The sequence below is a fragment of the Planococcus sp. YIM B11945 genome, assembly GCF_050864155.1.
GTDB lineage: Bacteria > Bacillota > Bacilli > Bacillales_A > Planococcaceae > Planococcus.
Genome location: NZ_JBOZWR010000006.1, coordinates 145222 through 166121, shown reverse-complemented (window position 1 = coordinate 166121; position 20900 = coordinate 145222). Strand labels below are relative to the sequence as shown.

Sequence of the window (20900 nt, the reverse complement as noted above, 5' to 3'; positions counted from 1 at the left end):
AACCTCCAAACTCTCATAATAAAACCCGGAACTCCTTTAAAGTGGAAATCCAGGTTTCGGGTTTATTTCTGTAATTCAGCTTGAGGCGGCACGGTTAGATCCAGTTCGGGATAAGCTTCTTTAATCACGGTTGGGCGCATCATATAGAGAGTCAACAAGACGAGGCATACTCCGCTTCCCCACACGACATATTGGCCTGGCATTTTGTCGTACAAAAGCCCAAATATCAAATAGCCGAGCGGCATCATCGCCATGGCCATCGATTCCAGTATGCCGAAAACGCGGCCCCGGTATTCTTCGTCGATGTCTTTTTGCATCATCACCCCGATTGGCGTGTTGACAAAAACATTGGAGACGCCAAAGGCAAACATCAGTAGGATCAATAACGCGACGTTGAAAATATAAGACAAATTGAATACCAATGGCAAAGCGACTGCTGCCAAAATCACTGACATCGCCAATATGGCTCTTTTTGAAAACAAAAGCGGAAATTTCACTTCTTTTCTCATCGAGAAGTAAACGGACGCGACCAGCATGCCCACTGCAACCATCGCTTCGATGACACCAAAATGAGTGGCTTCGATTTTCAATTGCTGAACCGCTATGAATGGCAGGCCAATCATCAAGGCTGAAAAAAAGAAATTCAAGCCAATGGCTGTCGTGACAATGACCATAATGACGCGGTTGGTTTTTAAATAAGCAAACCCTTCTTTCATTCCTTTGACAACTGATTTTTTTGCTTCGCCTGCCACGGCCTTTGTTGCGTTTGTAAACAATTTGAAATTCATCGTAGCTTCAAGCAGCACCGCCAGCGAATACGCTGCAATTTGGATAAGCAAGAAAACGTTCATCGAAACAAAGCCGAAAAGCATTCCGCCGATGACCGGCCCTCCGATAGAAGCGAGCGACATCGCGGACTGGTTAAAGCCCATCGCTTTTTGGATGCGGTCCGGATCGATCAAGTTTGCAATTGATGAAGAAAATGTCACGCTCGAGAGCATCGAACTGATGGAAATGAGCGCCGTGGTGGCATAGACGGCAACGAGCGACATGCCGTTCAATAAACTATAGACGAGCAACCCCGAAACTGCGAGGGCGCTTGCCAGCTGAGAAACTACGACGAGCATCTTTTTGGAATAATTGTCTGCTGCATATCCTGCAAAAGGCGCAAGCAGGCTGCGCGGCAAGATGCTGCAAATCAAGTTGACGGCAAAATTGGCGGCTGAACCTGTGATGGATAAAACGTAAAGACTGATGCCGAATGCATAGACGCTGCTGCCGAATGTGGAAATCAATTTGCTGATGGTGAAGGTATAAAGATGATACGTCGCTTTTTTCAGTTTCGCTGCCTCGCTCATGTTTCTTCTCCCCTTACAAAAGTTTAATTTAATTAAACAAAATATAACATGCGAAAACTAGTAATGCAATAAAAAGTTTAATATAATTAAACCTATATAAATGGAACTAAAGAAGGGGCTTTTTTATAAGCCGCTTCGGTCGCTTTGGGCTGGCCCTTATTTTAATAAAGAATAAATAAACCAAGTCTTAAATACATGAATAAGCAGGTGATCGAGTGGAAACTTTGGGCGAACGCATTAAGAAGTTACGGAAAGAAAAAGGTCTGACGTTGCAGGCGCTCGCAGGCGAAGCGTTGACGAAAGGCATGCTCAGTTTGATTGAAAACAATAAGGCGAATCCTTCAATGGAGAGCTTGGCTTATATTGCGGAACGTTTAGGTGTTGATCGGAACGAGTTGTTGGAGGAAGTGCCAACTACGGAGCTCCGCCATTTGCTGCAGGACGTCGAATTGCTTTACCGAAAGGAAATGGACGATTTTGAAGATGCCTTTGACGTGATTGTTCAAAAAATCGAGCCTTATGCAGAAAAACTGCCCTACCGTTATGAATCTGCCCGGCTGCTCGAACTATACAGCCGCTGTCTTTATTATGCGAATCAACCAGGCTGGGAAACTTCGTTGTCTCAAGCAGAGGAAATGTATGAAGGGCTTCATTTGATGAACAATAGCGCGGACGTCCATATGTTCCGGGCAATGTTGAAATTCAACGAACACCAATACGCAGATTCCTTAGTGATGCTGCAAGGCTCTCGGAAAGCATTCGAAGAACGGGATGTCGTATTGGATTCGCTGAAAAAATTGGATTTTGATTTTCTAGAAGCGCTCCTCTATTTGGCGATCGGCGAAGATGCCAAGGCTATTGGCATCATGAAAAAAGCGGTGGAGTATTCGAAAGAGCATCAGATTTTCTATAAAATCAATGATCTATACCGCGTTATGAGCTTTCATTCAATATTGAATAATGATGCGGAAAGTAAAGATTACTATGTAGGCAAATTGCGGTTGTTTGCGGAGTTTTCCGAAGATAAAAAAATAGACATGACGCTCGATTTGCTTGAAGCCCATTACCAAAATTCCTTCACGCATGATTACGGGGCGGCGTACGAAATTGTGGAACGTTTCTTAGCATCGAATTCCGAAGATGACGCTCCTCAATTTTATTTGGAAAAAGGAAAAGCCTTGTACGGAATGGGACGTTTAGAAGAAGCGCTGCCTTGGCTTGAACGCCACAAGATCTCCAAGTTCTTGCACCATCCGTTCGATTTATCGATGAACTACGAGAAAGACGCTTATCTGGCATTGATTCACGAACGTTTAGGAAATCATGATGCAGCGGTCCAGCATGCAGAAATGGCGAAATCAAACATTTTGCCGATGCCGGATTTGCCTTATAAAAAATTCATCCTGGATGTCTACGAGCAGATTGTCCAATAAAAAGGGGCTGTCTCAAAAGGGGCTGACGTCCATTTCAGCGGACGCTTTCCGCGGGCTTGCGCCGAAATCCCGCAGGAGTCGCCGCTTCCATTCCCGTCAGCTAGCTAAAAAACGGCAAAGAAAAGGATTACTTTTCTTTGCCGTTTTTTTAATTTTGTAGTTATGGGACAGGCCCTTTTTATGCATAATGGTAGGTGCTGTACAGTCGGTAGAATTTCATCAGCGAATCAAGATCTTCTTCAAAATCTGGCTGGATGCAGGAGATTTGGAACAAGCCCCGATCTTTCAAATAGCCGCTTTTCGCATGCAATTCAAAACCGGATAAATGGGCATCCTGCAAAAATCCGTCCATTCTGTCATCGGTTTTAAACGTCATAATGGTTGGAAAGCCTTCGGTTAACCTTGGCCATTCTTTTGTTTCCCGCTTTAAGGTTTCGAGTCGCTCTGCTAATAGTTCGTAGCGTTTCGGGTACACTTTTAACGCTTCGCTAAAGCTTTTCAATAAACCAAACGACAACGTAAATGGAATGGAATTTTGGTAAAGCCCTAAATCCATGTACGAAGGAAGCCGGTCATCGGACTTGATGCCGTGATGAGCAAACACGACGGCCACTCCGCTCATCGTCCCCACCGCTTTGCCGCTGACCGCTGTCGCGAGCCACACATCTTCTAAGGAAAACGGGATGGCTCCAAAACTGCTGACACAATCCACGCAAAGTTTGGCGCCGTATTTTTTGCAAATGGCCGCCACCCCTTCCAAATTATTTACCAGTCCGGTCGACGTTTCACCGTGGACCATCAGAACCCAGCCTGCCGCAGCTATTTCCGGTTCAAGCTCTTCCATTGAAAAAGCTGTTCCCCATTGTTCTTCCGCCACCACAAAATCGAGCTGCCATCTGTCAGCTTGCACTTTCAGCCGTCTTCCAAATTCACCGTTCACCAGGATGAGTCCTTTTGACTTTAATGCAGCTAGCTGAGCAATCATGGTTTCATTCGCTAAAGTCCCGCTTCCAAACAAAAAACACGGCTCGGCTTGCGCCATTTTCCGCAATTGCTTTTTCGTTTCATCCAGCACGGTTTCAAACAAAGCGGACCGATGTGAAACCGCTTCTTCTGCAAAAGGCGCTGCCAACTTTTTGGTCAACCGGACAGGTCCCGGAAAAAAGGGTCTGCGCTTTGTTTGCAGTCTAGCCGCTACGGATTTCCCGTATTGTGTGCGGGTGGTCACCATTGGAATAAAAACAGCATCCCCGGTTCCGACCGGTTCCGCAAACGGCTGAAAGCCCAATTGGCGGTACAGTTTTAATTGCCGGGTTGTGCCTGAGATAACAGCAGAGTCATAGCCTTCTTCGCAGCAAAAATCCGTCAGCGCACGGGCCAACAAGAAAAAGACGCGCCCATTCCGGTGCGCTTTCCGGACTGCGAGCAGCCGGATTTCACATACCTTGCCGATATCGGGCAGAAAGTTTTCGATTTCGCCAATTTTTATATCGAGCGAAAAAGGCCGCTCGGCACGAAGCGCAATCATGCCAGCAAGCTCGTTATCCGCCATGACGACAACGTACGTATTCTGTTTGTGAAAAGCGTCTACCCTCATGCCGCCTTCGTTTTTCTCATGCTGCGGAATTTCTTCCACAAAGGTTTCGTAATTCAATTTCGAAATTGCTTCAAACTCTGCTTCTGTCCGGGCGATTTTGCACCAATACAAGAAGAGCCCCCCTTATCTGTCCTGAAACACTTCCTCTATATTGTAAAGACTCAAATCCAGCTCAATAGGTTCCCCGAGCGCCAGGTTCGCAAGCTGCGCTCCGAGATAAGGCCCGGCAGTTAATCCTGAGGAACCGAGGCCGTTTGCTGCAAAGACATTTGCATGCCCCGGCACTTGCCCGATAAATGGCAAGGCACTCGGCGTGGATGGCCGGAATCCGGTAGCGGCTCCCGTCAGTTCTGCCACCGCCAACCCCGGAGCCGCCTCCAACGTTTTATCGAGAATGTGGTGGACCCCGCCGGCAGTCAAGGTGCTGTCAAATCCGGCATCGTTTTCATGAGTCGCTCCGGCCACTATTCGGCCATCTGCAAACGGCACGACGTACAAACCGTAAGGCACCATGGCAACCGGCCAATCCCCTGTTTCGTAGCCGTCTGCCTGTAAATACAGAATCTGCGCTTTTTGCGGTTCAATCGCCAGTTTCAACTTCAACGGTTCAAACAGTTCGGCTGCCCATGCGCCTCCTGCGGAAACAACGCCGTCAGCCAGCACTTCCGTTTCATCCGTTTTCACGCCGATGACGCTGCCTTCTTTCATGAGCAGCCGGGCATCGCCTTTAATGCGCTTAGCGCCTAATTTGACCGCTGCGCCAATTAACGCATCCCGTACGGACCGCCCGTCCACTCGTGCCGCTCCGCTGACGTAAAGAGATCCATAGCCATCAGAAGCAAATGGAAATAAGTTTTTCGTTTCTGCTGGCGACAATCTGCGGATTTCTCCCATTTCCGGCGCGTCTTCCCGCCGTTCATGCGCTTTTTCTTCCATTTTATCTAATTTGCTGTCTTCATGGATGCTGACAATGCCGACTTGCTTGTAGCCGGTTTCTTGTTCGCCTTGTTCTTCCAGTTCGCGGATCAGCTGCGGGTAATACGCCGCACCATTTTTAGCGAGGCCATACCATGCTTTGTTTCGCCGCTGAGAGATCCATGGACAGACGATGCCCGCTGCTGCCCTCGTCGCTTGTCCGGCATCTTCCCTATCAACCAAGGTGACATCGGCTCCCGCTTTCGCTGCATGGTATGCCACAGACGCCCCTAAAATTCCTGCTCCGATAATTACGATTGACTTCATTCTCAACACCTATTCCTTGAAAAATACTTATCTCTCTATCTTACTGGAGATTTAGCCTATACTCAAACCGGCCAATCTCTTCAAATATCGCTTCAATTGATTCAGATTCGGTTTTTGGGGTAAAGCAATAATAGAAAACGCGAGGCACAAAGGAGGAAATAGCATGGAGAGAAGTTCGTCAACAGATAAAGTACTTCCCGTCACATCTATTAAAAATGGCTCAGGCCGTGAAGTGACGAAGGACATTTATTGCTACACCACTCAAATCGTCAATGTTTATTTTATTGGCAATCCGGCGGTCAGCACAGAATGGGTATTGGTGGATGCCGGGATGCCCGAGTCGGGAAGAAAAATTTTGGCGGAGGCCGAAGACCGATTTGGCCCGGACCATAAGTTAAAAGCCATCATTCTAACCCATAGCCATTTTGACCATATTGGCGGCATCATTGACATACTTGAAAAATTCCCGGTTCCTGTCTATGCGCACCCTTTGGAATTTTCATATTTAAAAGGAATCACCGATTATCCGGAACCCGATTCCACGGTAGAAGGCGGACTGGTTGCCAAAATGTCCGCTGCTTTTCCAAAGGAATCAATCGACATCTCAAAGCATCTGCATGAGTTGCCGAAAGACGGCAGCGTTCCACAAATGCCAGGTTGGAAGTGGCTTCATACCCCTGGGCATTCAGCAGGGCATATTTCATTGTTCCGCGAAGAAGGCCGGATCGTCCTTGCCGGGGATGCTTTTGTTACAGTGAAACAAGATTCGTTTTACAAAGTGCTTGTCCAGAAAAAAGAAGTGTGCGGCCCACCGGTGTATTTGACGACCGATTGGCGCGCTGCCTGGGAATCCGTAAGTAAAATCGTCGACTTGCAGCCTCACATTGCCGCGACGGGACACGGAAAACCGATAAGAGGGCCAAAATTGGCTGCAGGCCTTGTCAAATTAGTGGACCGCTTTCCTGAGATAGCCATTCCTGACCATGGAAGATTCGTCGAAAACCGCTCGTAATATAGAAACGAAAACCCTTGGACTCTTCTTATCTGAGGGTTTTCTTATGCAATAAATTCAAAAATCACCCATAAAAAGGAAATATTTAGAGGTAAAGTTTGAACCAGAAATGCAAGGGGTAAATATAATTTTAGTCCGGTTTTATTTAAACTACGGATGCAATCTGAATGGAGATGAGCTGAAATGAGAAAAAGAGTGCTATTTGTTTCGGATCATGGCGATCCATTAGCAAAACTAGGCGGCAAACAAGCCGGCGGACAAAATAATTACGTCAAACAATTGGCACTGGCCTTGGAAAAAAGAGGTTGGCAAATAGATGTCGTCACACATTGGTGCGACGAAACAGCTCCCCGAGTGGAAACGTTCGGAAAATCTTGCCGAGTGTACCGCATCAAAGCAGGCTATAAAGGATTTGTTTCAAAAAATGAAATGTACAGCATGCTTCCTGCTTTTTACGAAGAATTAAAGCAAACTCTCCCTCTCGCTTCATACGACTTGGTGCACACGCATTATTGGCTGTCTGGGCTGATCGGGAAAAAATTGAAAGAAGAATTTGGTTTGCCGGTTATCTATACTTCACATTCACTTGGATGGGCGAAGGAAAAAGCAACAGGCATTCGGGATGAACGCCGCATGAAAGCCGAAGAAATCATTTTAAAAACGGCGGATCAAGTATTGGCAACAACCAAAAGCGAAAAACAACTCATTCAACAACACGTAGACTCTCCTTCTCCTATCAAAGTCATCCCCATTGGAGTTGACCAGGCATTCAAAGTGCAAGGCAACCGCAAACATTTAAGAAAAAGATTAGGTTATGCCCACCCGTTATTTGTTTTTGCTGGCAGATTGGAAGAAACAAAAGGCATTTACACATTATTGAAGGCGTTTCAGCTTCTTGTAGCAAAAGGCGATTCTTCTTACAACCCGCGTTTAGTCATTGCCGGCGGAGATGCAGAAGCTATTGATTCTGTAGCACGTCTGCCCCTTGATGAAAAACTATGCTATGCTTTAGAAGGAATTGAAGACAAAGTGGAATTTCTCGGGCCGAAATCCCAAGAAGAACTGGCCACGTTATTCAATGCCGCTACAGCGACTGTGGTCCCGAGTTTTTATGAATCGTTCGGAATGGTTGCAGCAGAAGCCCAAGCTTGCGGTAGCCCCGTGATCGCTTCGGATGTCGGCGGATTGAAGAATGTGGTTCGAGATGGCATCACAGGATTATTGGTTGAAACAAAAAATGAAATTGATTTGGCGATCGCAATGGAAGTATTGGCAGCTAATAACTTGCTTGCCGAGCGCTTAAGCCGCCAAGCGATTGATGTTGCTAACCAAGAGTTCCAGTGGTCATCTATTTCAGCAAAAATAGACGCTATGTATGGAGTGATGATGGATGAACGGAGTAACGCATTTATTAGCAACCGACTTGGACAAAACATTCGTCGGGGATAGAGAAGCCTTAACTGAATTGCTGGCATTTTTCGAAGAACAACCCTATCACGTGAATTTGGTCTACAATACTGGACGCCATTTTGGATCGCTGCAAGGATTAAGAGAAACCGAAAACTTGCCTGCTCCTGACATTGCCATTACCGATGTGGGCACGGAAATCCGGATTCGCAAGGGTGAAGAATTCGAGCTTGATGCTGAATGGGATGCCCGTATGACTGAAAATTGGCGCCCCGAAGAAATCGAACGCATTGCTTCCCAGTTTCCTGGATTGACAAAACAACCCGTTACCGGAAAAAATCGCAGTTCATATTATGTAACGGATGATGAAACGGCAGCTGAGTTTGGTAAACAAGTAAGCGATGCAGGTATTCCGCATAAATTCATTTACAGCGGCAGCAAATACGTGGATATTTTGCCGTTAAACGGCGGCAAGGGCCAAGCGCTGCAATACGTTGTGGAAAAATACCAGCTGCGCGATGCAAAACTGCTTGTTTCGGGCGATTCCGGCAATGACACGGACATGCTGACTCAAGGCTTCCCGTCTGTCATCGTTGGAAATGCGCATCCTGAGTTGCTTGCAATTCCGGAAGACCCGACGATTTACCGGGCTTCTCGCGGTTTTGCAGGCGGCATCTTGGAAGCGTGGAAACATTTTCATTCAAAATAAACAAAGCAACCTCTCTGCAGCCGAAAACATGCGGCCCGCAGAGGGGTTTTTTCTGCGCTGCCTGTTTTTCCTTTAGGGTAATCATTTGTTTTTTTATGTATTTCGTTTATATTTAGTAGAAAGGCATTTTCTTGATTTGGAACTTGCTTCCTGATCATCCTATATATAATTTGGTAGTTTGCCTATGAACAGGAGGAAATTGAGATGAGTAAAGTCGCGAATTTGCATAAAGAGTCCATGGTCATGTTAAAAGAAACAAGCCGGACTTTTTTCATCCCAATCAGTTTTTTGGAACCGACATTAAAAAAGACTGTCGCGTCCGCTTATTTGTGTATGCGGGCTATTGATGAAATTGAAGACCATCCCGAACTGGAAGACAAAGCGAAAACGCATTTATTGAAATCAATCAGCCACATGCTTCATACTTCGTTTGATCCGAATGCCTATAAATTATTGATTCAGCCATACGCGCATCTTTTGCCTCCTGTCAGCCAGCGCCTTGATGATTGGATTTCTTTATGCCCAACTGAAATTGTGGATAAAGTAAAAAATTCAACAGCCATTATGGCGGAGGGCATGGCCAAATGGGTGGAAAAAGACTGGAACATTCAAACAAAAGAAGATCTAGATGATTACACCTACTACGTTGCCGGTCTAGTCGGCACAATGCTGTCGGATTTATGGAAATGGCACGATAACACGGAAACCGATCCTGAACTTGCGATTGCATTTGGCCGCGGCCTGCAGGCTGTGAACATGCTGCGCAATTTTGATGAAGATTTAGAGCGCGGCGTCAGCTTTGTTCCGGCAGGATGGAGCCGTGAAGACATGTTCCATTACGCGAACGACAACCTTTCAAAAGCACAGTTATATGTGAAATCCATAAAAAACAAACGCATTTTGATGTTTTGCAAAGTCCCGCTGGCATTAGCGCACAGCACATTAAAAGCGCTGAAATCCGGCAAAGAAAAAATGACCCGCAATGAAGTGGAAAGCATTGTCGATCAGCTCAAGCAAGAAGAAAACTTGCAAGATTAAATGCAGACACGCCCTTTTTCGGGGCGTGTTTTTATGTATGCAATAAAACCCGCTGCAGTTTGAGTTTTCGACTTTCAGGAAAAACAGAAAGTAGATTGCACAACCTTTTAGGAGAAGTGGCTTATTCATTTTGACAATATTCTTCTTCCTTTCGTGCAATTAGTCTATAATTGAAGCAGGACAAATTTCAAGATAAGGAGAATACAAATGACGTTATCCATTATCGGGATACTCACGGCAGTTGTTTTAGTCTTGAATATCTTTTTAGCTACAGCACTCGTCTTTTTGGAACGCCGTGATGCTTCATCCACTTGGGCTTGGATAATGGTCTTGTTTTTCATTCCGATCTTCGGCTTCTTTTTCTATTTGCTCCTCGGCAGACGCCTTCGGGAAAAAACGCTTTTCAAGTGGGAGGGCCGAAAAAAAGTCGGAATTGAAAATTTGATTGCTCATCAAATGAATGCCCTGCATGACAACGAGTTTCATTTTCGTGATGAAAATGTCCACGCCTATAAAGACTTGGTTTATTTGCATTTAAGAAACAACGGGGCCGTATTAACACAAGACAATGCCGTTCAAATCTTCAATGACGGACGCGAGAAATTCGATTCGTTGATCAAAGACATTGAAAAAGCAAAAGACCATATTCACATTCAATATTATATCTTTCGCTTGGACCAGCTTGGTACCCGCATCATGGATGCCTTGACCCTTAAAGCGAAAGAAGGCGTAAAGGTGCGCTTGTTGTACGATGACATGGGCTCCCGCCGCCTCAGCAAACGGAAGTTCAAGGAGTTTATTGAAGCTGGCGGCGAAGTGGAAACGTTCTTCCCTTCCATCTGGCCCATCATCAATCCACGCCTCAATTACCGGAACCACCGAAAAATCGTGGTGATCGATGGACGAGTCGGCTATATTGGGGGATTCAACGTGGGAGACGAGTACATCGGCCTCAGCAGAAAATTCGGCTACTGGCGCGATACCCATTTGCGGATAGAAGGAAGCGCTTTGCATCCGTTGCAAACACGCTTTATCCTCGATTGGAACCAAGCTTCTGCCAAGCACGATATCGAATATGAGGAAAGCCTATTCCCCGTCATTCCGGAAAAAGGGGAAACGACGATGCAAATCGTTTCCAGCGGCCCGGACGAAGAATGGGAACAAATCAAAGACGGCTATTTGAAATTGATTAATTTGGCGGAAGACTATATTTACATTCAAACGCCTTATTTCATTCCAGATGCCAGTTTTTACGACGCAATCCGCATTGCTGCCTTGTCGGGCATTGACGTCCGCATTATGATTCCGAACAAACCTGATCATCCGTTCGTTTACTGGGCGACATATTCCTATGCTGGCCAAATGCTGCGGGCAGGCGCGCGGGTATTCATTTACAACAATGGCTTTTTACATACCAAAATGATTATCAGCGACGGCAAAGCCTCAACGGTCGGCACGGCCAATATCGATGTGCGCAGCTTCAAGCTGAATTTCGAAGTCAACGCCTTTATGTACGATGAAAAAGTGTCCAAAGAACTCTCCGAACTGTTCCACCAAGACATGGAGCTTTCGACCGAACTGACACTTGGGAAATATTACGAACGGACGCGCATGATCAAAACAAAAGAGTCGATTGCCCGTCTGCTGTCTCCAATTTTATAAAAATAAAAAAGCGGCCGCTAAAGGGCCGCTTTTTCATATGCCTAAATATTCTTCCAATGTAATGCTTTTCGCATAAACATCTGCTGCTACTTTTTTGCCGACATAGCGATAATGCCATGATTCATGCATATAGCCGGTGATGTTTTCTTTCCCTTTTGGATAGCGAAGGATAAATCCGTAGTTATGTGCATTTTTCGCTAACCATTTTCCGCCCGTGGTATCGCCAAATGATGCGGATGCCCAATGCTCTTCCATGGCAGATTCTCCAATATCAAAAGCAAGACCTGTTTGGTGTTCAGAGTAGCCGGGACGGGCGCTGTAACGGTCCGCTTCTGCTTGTCCATCTTTTGCAACATAGCCGTCATAAAGCTCTTTTTGGCGGTCAAAGCCGCGGAAGGTGCTAAAAGCGATCAAGTCGATATCTTGTTTCAGCGCATCCGCTCTCATGGATTCAAACGCAGCACGTGCTTCTTTTGACTCACCTGGTTCATAATCCGATGGAAGCGGGTGCTGTTTGTTGGCCACTAAAACCCCGTCGACGATGGTTGGTTCTTTAGGAAGCTTAACCTTCTCATCGTAGATGCGTGCATCTTTTGCATCTTCAGCTGCCGGTTTTTCTTCAGTTGCTTTTTCATCAGCCGGTTGTTCTTCCAGCTCTTCAGCTTTATCTTGTTTCGGCTCTTCTGTTGGGGCGGTTTCGGTTTGCTGCACGCCGCTTTCCGTCGTGGTTTTCGTAATGTTCCCCACATTCCAATCGTTCATATACAACCAAACGGCGCCTGCAGCTATTACTAAAATCGGCAAAAGGATTAACGACCATTTTTTATAAGGTTTCTTTTTTTTATGATTCATTGAATGGCGAGATTGCATAGTTCTCCTTCTTTCTGTTAACTTCTTACCCATTCTACCATTATTTCAGTAAAATTTCTCCAAAAAACGTCAAACATTCGCTATACTTTATACGAGACTTATTGAATAGATTCGAGGTAAAACAACTTGTACAATCAAAAATGGCTTTCCCTTAACTTTTTCGCTTTTTTCTTTACGTGGGGCGTGTTTCTCCCCTACTGGACCGGCTGGCTGACCAATGAAAAAGGCCTCAGCGTTGCCGCTGCCAGCTTAATTATGGGAGCCGGCATGATTGCGCGCTCGCTGTCGACGCTGGTGTTTTTCCCGCTTATGACGCGCAAGCTCCCCTTGTCCCGCACCATGCAACTGCTCGCGATTGCATCAGTCGCCCTCTTGGCATTATACATACCCGCAAATTCATATGCCATTCTTTTTATCATCACCGTTTCATTCAGTTTTATTTACCCAAACATGATGCCGGCGATGGAAAGCAGCGCCACTGTGTTAATGCAAAAAGAACGGGTTCATTATGGAAAAAGCCGGGCATACGGTTCCATCGGCTATACCATTGCATTATTGATGGTTGGAACGGCGACAGAGTTTTGGCAGGACAATGCGATTTTTTGGGTGATGTTTGCGGGCTTAGGATTTATGGCGATCACCCAGTCCATCGCTTCTCCGCCTTCTTTAAACGCCAAACCGCAATCTAAAAAAGGAGAAGCAAACGGAGCAGTTCGGCACTTATTGAAATCTCAGGGATTTTTAACGGTTTTATTGGTATCTCTTTTGCTTCAAGGAACACATGCCGCCTATTATAATTATGGATTTATTTATTTGCAGGATTTAGGAGTTTCCAGCTTTTCCATCGGCTTAATTTTAAACGTTGCGATTTTGTTGGAAATCCTCTTTTTTGCCAAAGCTGATACGTGGTTTGAAAAGTGGCCGGTGTCATCCATGTTTTTGTTGGCGGGGATTGGCTCTACGCTTCGCTGGATTTTGATTTTCCTATTCCCTTCCGTATGGGTGTTTATCTTTTCCCAATTGTTGCACGCCTTGTCATTCGGGGTAGCGCATTTTGCATTTATCCGTTATATTTTCAAACAATTGGATCCGCTTCACATTCCATCTGCCCAAGGCATGTATGCAGCACTGGCCATGAGTTTAAGCGTTGCCTTGCTGACGATTCTTGGCGGATTCCTATATGAAATTTCTCCGGGGCTGGCATTCCTCGGCATGACGGTTTTCTCCGTGCCTGCAGTTCTATTGGTTATGCTGACGAAAAAAAGATTTTCTTATTGATGGTTTTAAAATTCCACCCCCATAAACCCGTTGGCTTTTGCGAATAATTTGGCATCAACATCGCAAGGAGCTGGAAATGATGAAGCCAATATCCAAAAACGACGTCCTGGCTCTTCTGGGCCGTTTGGATAATTTATTAAAACAACGAGAAACAGAAAAATACGAATACGAAAAAACAGTGCAGACCTCTTGAGGCTGCACTGTTTTTTATATGACGACCGTGGCTAATACGACAAAGAACAAAACCGCGAAAATAATCGCCATTCCAAGCATCCACTTGGCTTCCCGTTCCATCCCTTGCGCTTTCATTTGCCGATAACGGAAACTGTTTGTCAAAACGAACAGCAGCGTCATTAACAACACGGCAATATTCAAATTTCCTTGGATAATAAAAACAAGCGACGCAATGCTTAGGACGGCAATCGCTATCCCTTGGGCCAGTTTACGGTTCATTTTTTAATCTCCTAAAAAAGAAAGCCGGCAATGGTTGCCGGCTCTCAACAGTTTATTTTTTTCCTTCAACTGATTCTAACGCTTTTTCTGGATGTTCTGAATAGAACTTGCGTCCGATAAACGTTTGGATAATCAGCAAAATCCCTCCGACTGCCCAGTAAACTGGCAAAGCCGCCATCGATGTAAACGACACGAACATAATCATGATCGGCGAGATGTAGATGAATAATTTCATCTGTTTCTGCTGTTGTTCCGGCATTGTCCATAAAGAGACGCGTGCTTGGAAGAAGTATACCGCACCCGCAATCAATGTCATGATAATATCCGGTGATCCAAGATTGAACCAGAGAAATTCGTGTGATTTGATTTCTTCAGGAGCATGCAGAATAGCAAAATAAAGGCCCATGATGATCGGCATTTGAATAACAACTGGCAAACAGCCCATATTGAGCGGATTGACCTCATGTTTTTTGTATAAGCCCATCATTTCCTGCTGGATTTTCATTTGCTCTTCTTTGTCTTTTGAAGCTTTTAAACGTTTTTGAATATCTTCCATCTCTGGACGCATTTTATCCATTTTCACTTTCATGCCTTGCTGGCGTTTGTAAGTACGCAGCATGAATGGCATTAAGATCAATCGAATAATGACTGTAATTGCGACAATCGCTAAACCGTAGTTGCCGTTAAACATTCCACCTAGGTATTCCAACGAGAAAGCGAAAGGCCGGACAAACGTATTGTAGAATATGCCTTCCTGGTTTTCTATACTGGAACAGCCGCTAAGCAAAACCACTGAAGCTGCCAATATAAGCAGCAATGTTAATTTCTTTTTCACTTTAGTCACCTTCACCTTTTTCAACTATTAAGAAGTATACCGATAAGCGGCGCAAAATTCAAATTGTGGATTTGCGATAAATCGGTTTTCGCTAATGTGTGACAAAATTACGGCTTTCTTTTTTCGTCAACCACGCAAAAAAAGGAGAATTGCTTCTCCTTATTTTGCGTTTGGCAAGGTGTAGCGGAAATACGGAATGTGTTGGCTATCCCGGAACTGTTTAGGTGTAACAGTCGTATATTTTTTGAAAATGCGCGTAAAGTAGCTTTGGTTGCAGAAATGGAATTGCTTCGAAATATCAGAAATGACTTTATCTGAATGGCGCAAATAATATTGCGACTCTTCGACCCGCCGCACATTCAAATACTCGACAAGCGTAATTCCAGCATGTTCTCTGAAGATGCGGGACAGGTGGCTTGTGGAAATATGAAAATGTTTTGCAATATCTTCCACAGATAAATCACGCTCAACTTCATCATTAATAAACATCACTACTTTGTTGACCGTTTGATGGCCAAAAGAAGGCTGTTTTCTTTCAGAAATAATCGATACGAAAAACTCGATCAATTCATCGGCAACATACAAAAATTCGGAATCGTTCATCCGGTTATCTACCAATTCAACACAAGCAGAATTAAACGCAAAGGCTTTTTTCGGCGGTACACGCATTTCATACAATTTGCGTGCCATCAATGAAGACAACACGATGTAGTAGTTTCGAACCGCGCGAAGCGTTTCCTTGCCTGCCCGCACAGCAATTAAATCAATCAAAATTCGTAACGTCTGTTTGGCTCGTTCTTTTTCGAGATGATGGATCTCATGGATCAACTGAGTTTCAATTTCAAAAAAGTTTTCCAATCCTTCATAATAATTAAGATTTTCGTTCTCAGTCATGAAAATTTTGGAAATCGTTTCTTGAATTGTTGGTGCAGCGATAATATTCATCTTTTCCCCGTCTTTCTTTTTACAAGTATTTGCAACCGCTCTCTCAACTATATACTGAAATGACAAATAAGAACATAGCCCTGTGACCAACTTTTTATATTTTTTTGTGTAATTTGGTTTAGGACTAATTCTCCGGTCGACTAACTATAAGGAAATATATTCCCAAAATATATACTATATATAACGAAATACTCTTAAATAGGTTTCATTTCGGGCTAGATAACTGGCAATATTTTTCAATAAAATGAATAGCAGCCATTTGCATTAAATGGCTGCTAAGGTCCTAGTTATTAACTTTTTGATCTTCTCATTCTTGTAATTCAGGCGGGATAAGGGCGCGAATATGTCGCGGCATTACTTCGATTTCAAATGGAGTCAAACATCCTTCGTCCCCATCAATATTGCAGGAAAGAGGATTGCTCGTATTTATTTTTACACGGGTGGTATGAATTACTTCGACTGCTGGATCTTTTTCTAGTCTTCCGATCAATAGCGCTCCAGCGATTCGAATAAAGGCAGGAAGTGCAGCATTTTTTACAATGTAAAGATGCAGCAAGCCATCGTCCGTCAGCGCTTCAGGAGCCAGCTTTTCAAAACCGCCTACAGAATTGGTCAAGGCAACCAAGACCAATTTCGCGTCGCCTTCCCAAGAACCGTGATCGTGTTCAATCTGAAAATACGTTTCCGCATCTGAAGTGACGGCTTTCAGCCCTTCGATAAAATAAGCGAATGCCCCTAATCTGGTTTTTTGTTCAGCGGAAACTTCGTACGTCGACTCGGCTATCTGCCCGATGGCCAGTATGTTCATAAAGTATTGCTTGCCAACTTTAGCAATGTCGACTTTCTTTTCCGTTCCGGTCATTAACGCTTCAATGGCTTCTCCGGGATCCAGAGAAATACCAAGTGCCCGTGCGAAATCGTTAACTGTTCCAAGCGGAATCAAGGAAAATAAAGGCTGATGAGACTGCTCGGCCAATCCTGTTACCGCTTCGTTAATGGTCCCGTCTCCACCCATTGCCACTACAAATTCGTATTTTTTCTCACAGGCTTCTCTTGCAAAATGAGTAGCATCGCCTTTTTTCTCGGTTTCCCGCGTATCTACTGTATAGCCCATTTGCTCCAGTGTGAATTGCACATCCACCCGGTAATCGGCTGCCCGTTCTTTTCCCGACGATGGGTTTAATATAAACATCGCTTTTTTCATTTGGTTTCCTCCGCTGCTTTATTCTCTTTAGTTAGTCTTTACCCCGTAAAGCGCTGGGTTTAATCCCACTTAGAGGTTTAATAAGCTGGCAAGCCAATAAAATAAAAAAAGGACAGGTTTCCCCATCCTTTAAAAATAAGCTATCACGTACTTTAGTTTTCAACTTTTACAAACCAGAGTGTTTTACGCTTCTGTTTTATCTTCGTTGTAATATTGAACGCGCGGCTTAGCAGGCGTGCTTTCGGATGTTGCGGAGCTAGACCCTTTAGACGTTGCTTCTTCAAATTCCTCAAGATTTTGAGATTCCATAAAGTCGTTTACTTTGAGCTTCGCGTTGTTAAAAGCGATTGTTGCTTTTCTTCGATTCTCTGGATTTCTTAAATAAGCAAATGCTCCCGCAGCGATGCCCGCAAGTAACAATCCTCTTCGTTTTGCCATTTCTATCACTCCTATCGGATATTATGTTTTATTTACCCTAAATCCCATAGATTAACCTAGCTTTCCTTTGCTGTAAATTTCATATCTACATGAGGGATGCCGTCTTCGTCATACTCATCCGAAATAGGCTCAAAACCGCAGCTTTGATAAAAGTCCTTCAAATACACTTGGCCTTGCAATTGAATTTCTGTTGCTTGCCATTCGGATAAAATATAATCCATGCATCGTGCCATCAATTGTCTCGCCAGCCCTTTGCCTCTTGCTTCAGGATGGACGATGACTCGGCCGATTGATGGAATGCCGTATTTGACGCCAGCTGGCACAAGCCGTGCATACGCTAAGGTTTTGCCGTTTTCGGTGTAAGCCACGTGAATCGACTCCTGATCCAAATCATCAAGTTCTGGATAAGGGCATTCTTGTTCAACTACAAATACATTGACCCGTAATTTTAGAAATTCATATAATTTTCCAGCTGAAAGTTCATTAAATTGATAAGTATTCCAATTCAAAAATTTCCGCCTCCTTTTTCTTTCTATTATTCCACATCAGTGGCTATTCAGGGTATTTTTTGATATGATGACAGAAAGAATTTTAGAGGTGATTGCATGATTCGCACAGGCACAACAGAAGATATTTCTTCTGTTCAGGAAATTGCCTACATTAGCTGGAATGACACCTACGAAGGAATCATTCCCTTCCCCGTCCAAAAAAGCTTTTTAGATAAATCCTACTCATTTCCAATGATGGAAATGCGTTTAAAGAAAACAATCATGCTCCTGGCTGAACACGAAGGCCAACCCGTTGGTTTTGCGAATTTCACAAAAGTTGATGAAGACGGCGATGCCGAGTTGATTGCCATGTACTTAAAGCCTGAACATCAGCGCAATGGTTACGGCAAACAACTATTGGCTAGCGGTTTGACTTATTTATTGAATGGCTCGCAATTGTTTGTATATGTAGAAAGCGAAAATTTAAAAGGCCGCCACTTTTATGAAAGCAACGGTTTTGAATTTGTCGAAGAATTCGAGGATCTGTTTGAAGGGTACCCGCTTTTAATCGCTAAATATGTTTTCAATTTAAAAGAAGCCGCTTTGTAAAAAGCGGCTTCTTTCTTTTTTGCCCTTTTTTTATAAAGGACGGTATGGTGTATCTTCTTTGTCGTGGATCGCGTCTTCTGTCCGATCTTTTGCATCAGTTCCACGGTTTTCCGCGTGGTCTTTATGGTGGGAAACATCATCTGAGTTTCCGCCGCGCCCATCATTGTAACGATTACGGTCATTAGGATTGCTGTAATCGTCTCTGCCTGGTTTTGCTTTGCGCACAAAACACATAATGGCTGCGATATAGAATAAAATCGAAGTCAACGATAAAATTCCGGCAAAAAGTCCAGCGATGATGAAAAAAGCACCTGCCAGTTTGGCATTTTTGTCTTTTCGCAAATTCAATAGGGCAAGAATCGCAAAGATTGTACTAATAGCCAACAATACGACCAAGGTCCAACCAATTGGCCCAATACTTGTTGTAAGGGTATCGATTACCATTTGGGCGTCTTCCGGGCTGCCCAGACTTGGATCGTTTCTCATTTCTTCTTCAAATTGTTCAAACTGTGGCGTTCCTTGGATTTGCCCGAAACTTGTAATCATGTAGACAAGAAGAGCAATCGTCAATAGATTAAAAATGATTCCGATAATGCCCAGCGCTTTTTCGCCGCCCCTGCTTATTCTTCCTTGGTTCATTCAAATCACCTCTTTTAAAATTTTCGACTTTTTCTTTAACACTATTCGCTATCTTTACTTCATTTCCCTTAAAAAAGTGAATAAAACCTGTTTAAAAAAGAGCTTTCCGGGTATTTTATTATTATCAAACATTTGAAAGGGGTTCTAAATAATGGAAAAAAAGCTTATTTTTAATCAAGCAGATTTTATGTACGGTGTTGGTGGAGCTTCCATTTTAACAGCAATCGTTTTCTTTATGACAGCTATTTAATGCGGAGGTACGAATGAATAATTACATATTAAAAACTTAGAAAAAGCAATCCACTCGATAAAACAGCGGATTGCTTTTTTTGATTTTATACTTTTACATCATCGTAGTCTTTATAGCGCTCAAATGCGACCACCGCATACGAACAAACAGGCTCCATTTTAAACGTATGCTCACGGGCATAATCTGCCGCTTGATCCAATAGTTTTTTCGCCAAGCCTTGATTGCGCATCGATTCATCAACAAATGTATGTTCAATAACCATGACATTTGCTAATTCCGTCCATGTAATTTCAGCTTTGATCTTCCCGTTTTCTTCGAGCTGGTAAGCAAATTCGTCATGGCCGAGTTCTTTCAGTTTAAATTCCATTTCTGAATCCTCCTCATTAAATTATTCGTTAATGGCCAAGGGACGTAAAGAAGCTTCTATTTGAGCTCGCTTCGGCTCTAAAAATGGCGGCAAAGCCAAATTGTTGCCAAGCTCTTCCATTGGTTCATCCGTTGCAAAACCTGGTTCATCTGTTGAAAGTTCAAACAAGATGCCATTCGGTTCACGGAAGTAAATCGCTTTAAAGTAATAGCGGTCTACTTCACCCGACGTCACAAAACCGTGCGAACGCAAATAGCTGTTCCATTTACTGTATTCCTCATAGGTCTTAACACGAAACGCAACATGGTGGACACTGCCTCGCCCGGGGCGTTCCGGCGGCAAATCCGTGCGCTCTTCTAAGTGTACTTCGCCAGCAGGGCCGCCTTTTCCTGTCGAAAACACCAAAATATCGCCCATGCCGTCATTCGTCGACGAATAAGAGCCAATTTGTTCAAATCCGAGGATGTCTGTCAAAACTGCTGCGGTTTTCTCTGCTTTTCGTACCGTCAGCGTTACATGCCCAAGCCCCACAATCGCAAATTCTTCCGGCACTCCTGCTTTCGTCCACGGAATGCCGTGTGCGATGCCTGAGCCATCATCGACTACAAGCATCAAGCGCGATCCTTCAAAATCTTGAAACGTGACTGTCGAACGGTTAAAGCGCTGCTCGACTTCGCCGTGAGGCACATTGAATTCGTCAAAGCGCTGAATCCAGTAAGGCAACGCTTCTTCGCTTTTTACCCGAAACGCGGTGTTGCTGATGCTCGACACTCCGGGGTAGGTTCTGCCAGCCATCGGAATATCAAAATATGTCATATCGGTTCCCGGCGTCCCGACAGCGTCTGCATAAAACAAATGGTAAGAAGATGTATTGTCCTGGTTGACGCTTTTCTTCACTAAACGCATGCCGAGTATGCGCGTGAAAAAGTCATGGTTTTTGTCTGCATTTGCTGTAATAGCAGAAACGTGATGAATGCCTTCTAATTTCATTATGATGTCCTCCTTTAAATTATCTTGAATTCGAGATATTATCCTAATACTAGCATGTTCTTTTCTCCTCTGCAAG

21 protein-coding genes are annotated in these 20900 nt (G+C 44.2%); 8 read left to right on the top strand and 13 right to left on the bottom strand.

Annotation, left to right across the window (positions count from 1 at the left end; genetic code table 11):
* Nucleotides 1-62: 62 nt before the first annotated feature.
* The gene (locus ACRRQV_RS13340) at nt 63-1358 is read right to left on the bottom strand and encodes an MFS transporter (RefSeq protein ID WP_432531664.1); all 1296 of its coding nucleotides are present in this window, start codon (nt 1356-1358) and stop codon (nt 63-65) included.
* Nucleotides 1359-1573: 215 nt separating this feature from the next.
* Here ACRRQV_RS13340 and ACRRQV_RS13335 point away from each other — a divergent pair, with 215 nt between their 5' ends.
* Nucleotides 1574-2791: a helix-turn-helix domain-containing protein gene (locus tag ACRRQV_RS13335; RefSeq protein WP_432531662.1), complete on the top strand. Its 1218-nt coding sequence runs from the start codon at nt 1574-1576 to the stop codon at nt 2789-2791.
* A 178-nt stretch (nt 2792-2969) separates the two neighbouring features.
* Here ACRRQV_RS13335 and ACRRQV_RS13330 read toward each other — a convergent pair whose 3' ends face one another.
* Both ACRRQV_RS13330 and ACRRQV_RS13325 read right to left on the bottom strand, forming a co-directional pair.
* Nucleotides 2970-4499 carry an aminotransferase class V-fold PLP-dependent enzyme gene (locus ACRRQV_RS13330; RefSeq protein ID WP_432531660.1) on the bottom strand — a complete coding sequence of 510 codons (1530 nt, stop codon included), beginning with the start codon at nt 4497-4499 and terminating at the stop codon, nt 2970-2972.
* 12 nt (nt 4500-4511) lie between these two features.
* Nucleotides 4512-5630, bottom strand: coding sequence for an NAD(P)/FAD-dependent oxidoreductase (locus ACRRQV_RS13325; RefSeq protein WP_432531658.1), 1119 nt, complete (start codon nt 5628-5630; stop codon nt 4512-4514).
* A 163-nt stretch (nt 5631-5793) separates the two neighbouring features.
* Here ACRRQV_RS13325 and ACRRQV_RS13320 point away from each other — a divergent pair, with 163 nt between their 5' ends.
* The 5 genes from ACRRQV_RS13320 (at nt 5794) to cls (ending at nt 11458) form a co-directional block, all read left to right on the top strand.
* Complete coding sequence (locus tag ACRRQV_RS13320) at nt 5794-6642, top strand: MBL fold metallo-hydrolase (protein ID WP_432531656.1); 849 nt, start codon at nt 5794-5796, stop codon at nt 6640-6642.
* Between the two features lie 183 nt (nt 6643-6825).
* Entirely contained in the window at nt 6826-8091 is a 1266-nt protein-coding gene (locus ACRRQV_RS13315) for a glycosyltransferase (protein ID WP_432531654.1), read from the top strand.
* Nucleotides 8033-8758, top strand: coding sequence for an HAD-IIB family hydrolase (locus ACRRQV_RS13310; protein WP_432531652.1), 726 nt, complete (start codon nt 8033-8035; stop codon nt 8756-8758). Before ACRRQV_RS13315 ends, ACRRQV_RS13310 begins: the two co-directional genes overlap by 59 nt.
* A 204-nt stretch (nt 8759-8962) precedes the next feature.
* On the top strand, nt 8963-9796 hold the full coding sequence (locus ACRRQV_RS13305) for a squalene/phytoene synthase family protein (RefSeq protein WP_432531650.1): 834 nt from the start codon (nt 8963-8965) through the stop codon (nt 9794-9796).
* 207 nt (nt 9797-10003) lie between these two features.
* Complete coding sequence (cls, locus tag ACRRQV_RS13300; RefSeq protein ID WP_432531648.1) at nt 10004-11458, top strand: cardiolipin synthase; 1455 nt, start codon at nt 10004-10006, stop codon at nt 11456-11458.
* Between the two features lie 33 nt (nt 11459-11491).
* On the opposite strand, the gene ACRRQV_RS13295 is transcribed toward cls, so the two are convergent.
* A complete protein-coding gene (locus tag ACRRQV_RS13295) occupies nt 11492-12310 on the bottom strand; it encodes a M15 family metallopeptidase (protein WP_432531646.1) in 819 nt (272 codons plus the stop codon).
* Between the two features lie 144 nt (nt 12311-12454).
* Between ACRRQV_RS13295 and ACRRQV_RS13290 the strand changes: the two genes are divergently transcribed.
* Nucleotides 12455-13606, top strand: a complete 1152-nt coding sequence (locus ACRRQV_RS13290) for a 3-phenylpropionate MFS transporter (protein ID WP_432531644.1) — start codon at nt 12455-12457, stop codon at nt 13604-13606.
* A gap of 207 nt (nt 13607-13813) precedes the next feature.
* Here ACRRQV_RS13290 and ACRRQV_RS13285 read toward each other — a convergent pair whose 3' ends face one another.
* From ACRRQV_RS13285 to ACRRQV_RS13260, 6 genes are all read right to left on the bottom strand, one after another.
* Nucleotides 13814-14059: a hypothetical protein gene (locus ACRRQV_RS13285; protein ID WP_432531642.1), complete on the bottom strand. Its 246-nt coding sequence runs from the start codon at nt 14057-14059 to the stop codon at nt 13814-13816.
* A gap of 52 nt (nt 14060-14111) precedes the next feature.
* Complete coding sequence (yidC, locus tag ACRRQV_RS13280) at nt 14112-14894, bottom strand: membrane protein insertase YidC (protein ID WP_432531724.1); 783 nt, start codon at nt 14892-14894, stop codon at nt 14112-14114.
* A gap of 159 nt (nt 14895-15053) precedes the next feature.
* A complete protein-coding gene (locus ACRRQV_RS13275; RefSeq protein WP_432531640.1) occupies nt 15054-15839 on the bottom strand; it encodes an AraC family transcriptional regulator in 786 nt (261 codons plus the stop codon).
* A gap of 307 nt (nt 15840-16146) precedes the next feature.
* Nucleotides 16147-17043 carry a diacylglycerol/lipid kinase family protein gene (locus ACRRQV_RS13270; RefSeq protein WP_432531638.1) on the bottom strand — a complete coding sequence of 299 codons (897 nt, stop codon included), beginning with the start codon at nt 17041-17043 and terminating at the stop codon, nt 16147-16149.
* A gap of 183 nt (nt 17044-17226) precedes the next feature.
* Nucleotides 17227-17481: a hypothetical protein gene (locus ACRRQV_RS13265; RefSeq protein ID WP_432531636.1), complete on the bottom strand. Its 255-nt coding sequence runs from the start codon at nt 17479-17481 to the stop codon at nt 17227-17229.
* Nucleotides 17482-17537: 56 nt separating this feature from the next.
* Nucleotides 17538-17990 (bottom strand): GNAT family N-acetyltransferase, encoded by a 453-nt coding sequence (locus tag ACRRQV_RS13260; protein ID WP_432531634.1) that lies wholly within the window; start codon nt 17988-17990, stop codon nt 17538-17540.
* A gap of 96 nt (nt 17991-18086) precedes the next feature.
* On the opposite strand from ACRRQV_RS13260, the gene ACRRQV_RS13255 reads away from it, so the two are divergent.
* Entirely contained in the window at nt 18087-18578 is a 492-nt protein-coding gene (locus ACRRQV_RS13255; RefSeq protein ID WP_432531632.1) for a GNAT family N-acetyltransferase, read from the top strand.
* Nucleotides 18579-18608: 30 nt separating this feature from the next.
* Here the strand turns inward: ACRRQV_RS13255 and ACRRQV_RS13250 are convergent, their stop codons facing one another.
* The 3 genes from ACRRQV_RS13250 to ACRRQV_RS13240 all read right to left on the bottom strand — a co-directional run bounded on the left by ACRRQV_RS13250 (nt 18609) and on the right by ACRRQV_RS13240 (nt 20824).
* Nucleotides 18609-19217 carry a DUF4064 domain-containing protein gene (locus ACRRQV_RS13250; RefSeq protein WP_432531630.1) on the bottom strand — a complete coding sequence of 203 codons (609 nt, stop codon included), beginning with the start codon at nt 19215-19217 and terminating at the stop codon, nt 18609-18611.
* Nucleotides 19218-19552: 335 nt separating this feature from the next.
* On the bottom strand, nt 19553-19834 hold the full coding sequence (locus tag ACRRQV_RS13245; protein ID WP_432531628.1) for a GNAT family N-acetyltransferase: 282 nt from the start codon (nt 19832-19834) through the stop codon (nt 19553-19555).
* A 21-nt stretch (nt 19835-19855) separates the two neighbouring features.
* Entirely contained in the window at nt 19856-20824 is a 969-nt protein-coding gene (locus tag ACRRQV_RS13240) for a ring-cleaving dioxygenase (protein WP_432531626.1), read from the bottom strand.
* Nucleotides 20825-20900 lie beyond the last annotated feature (76 nt).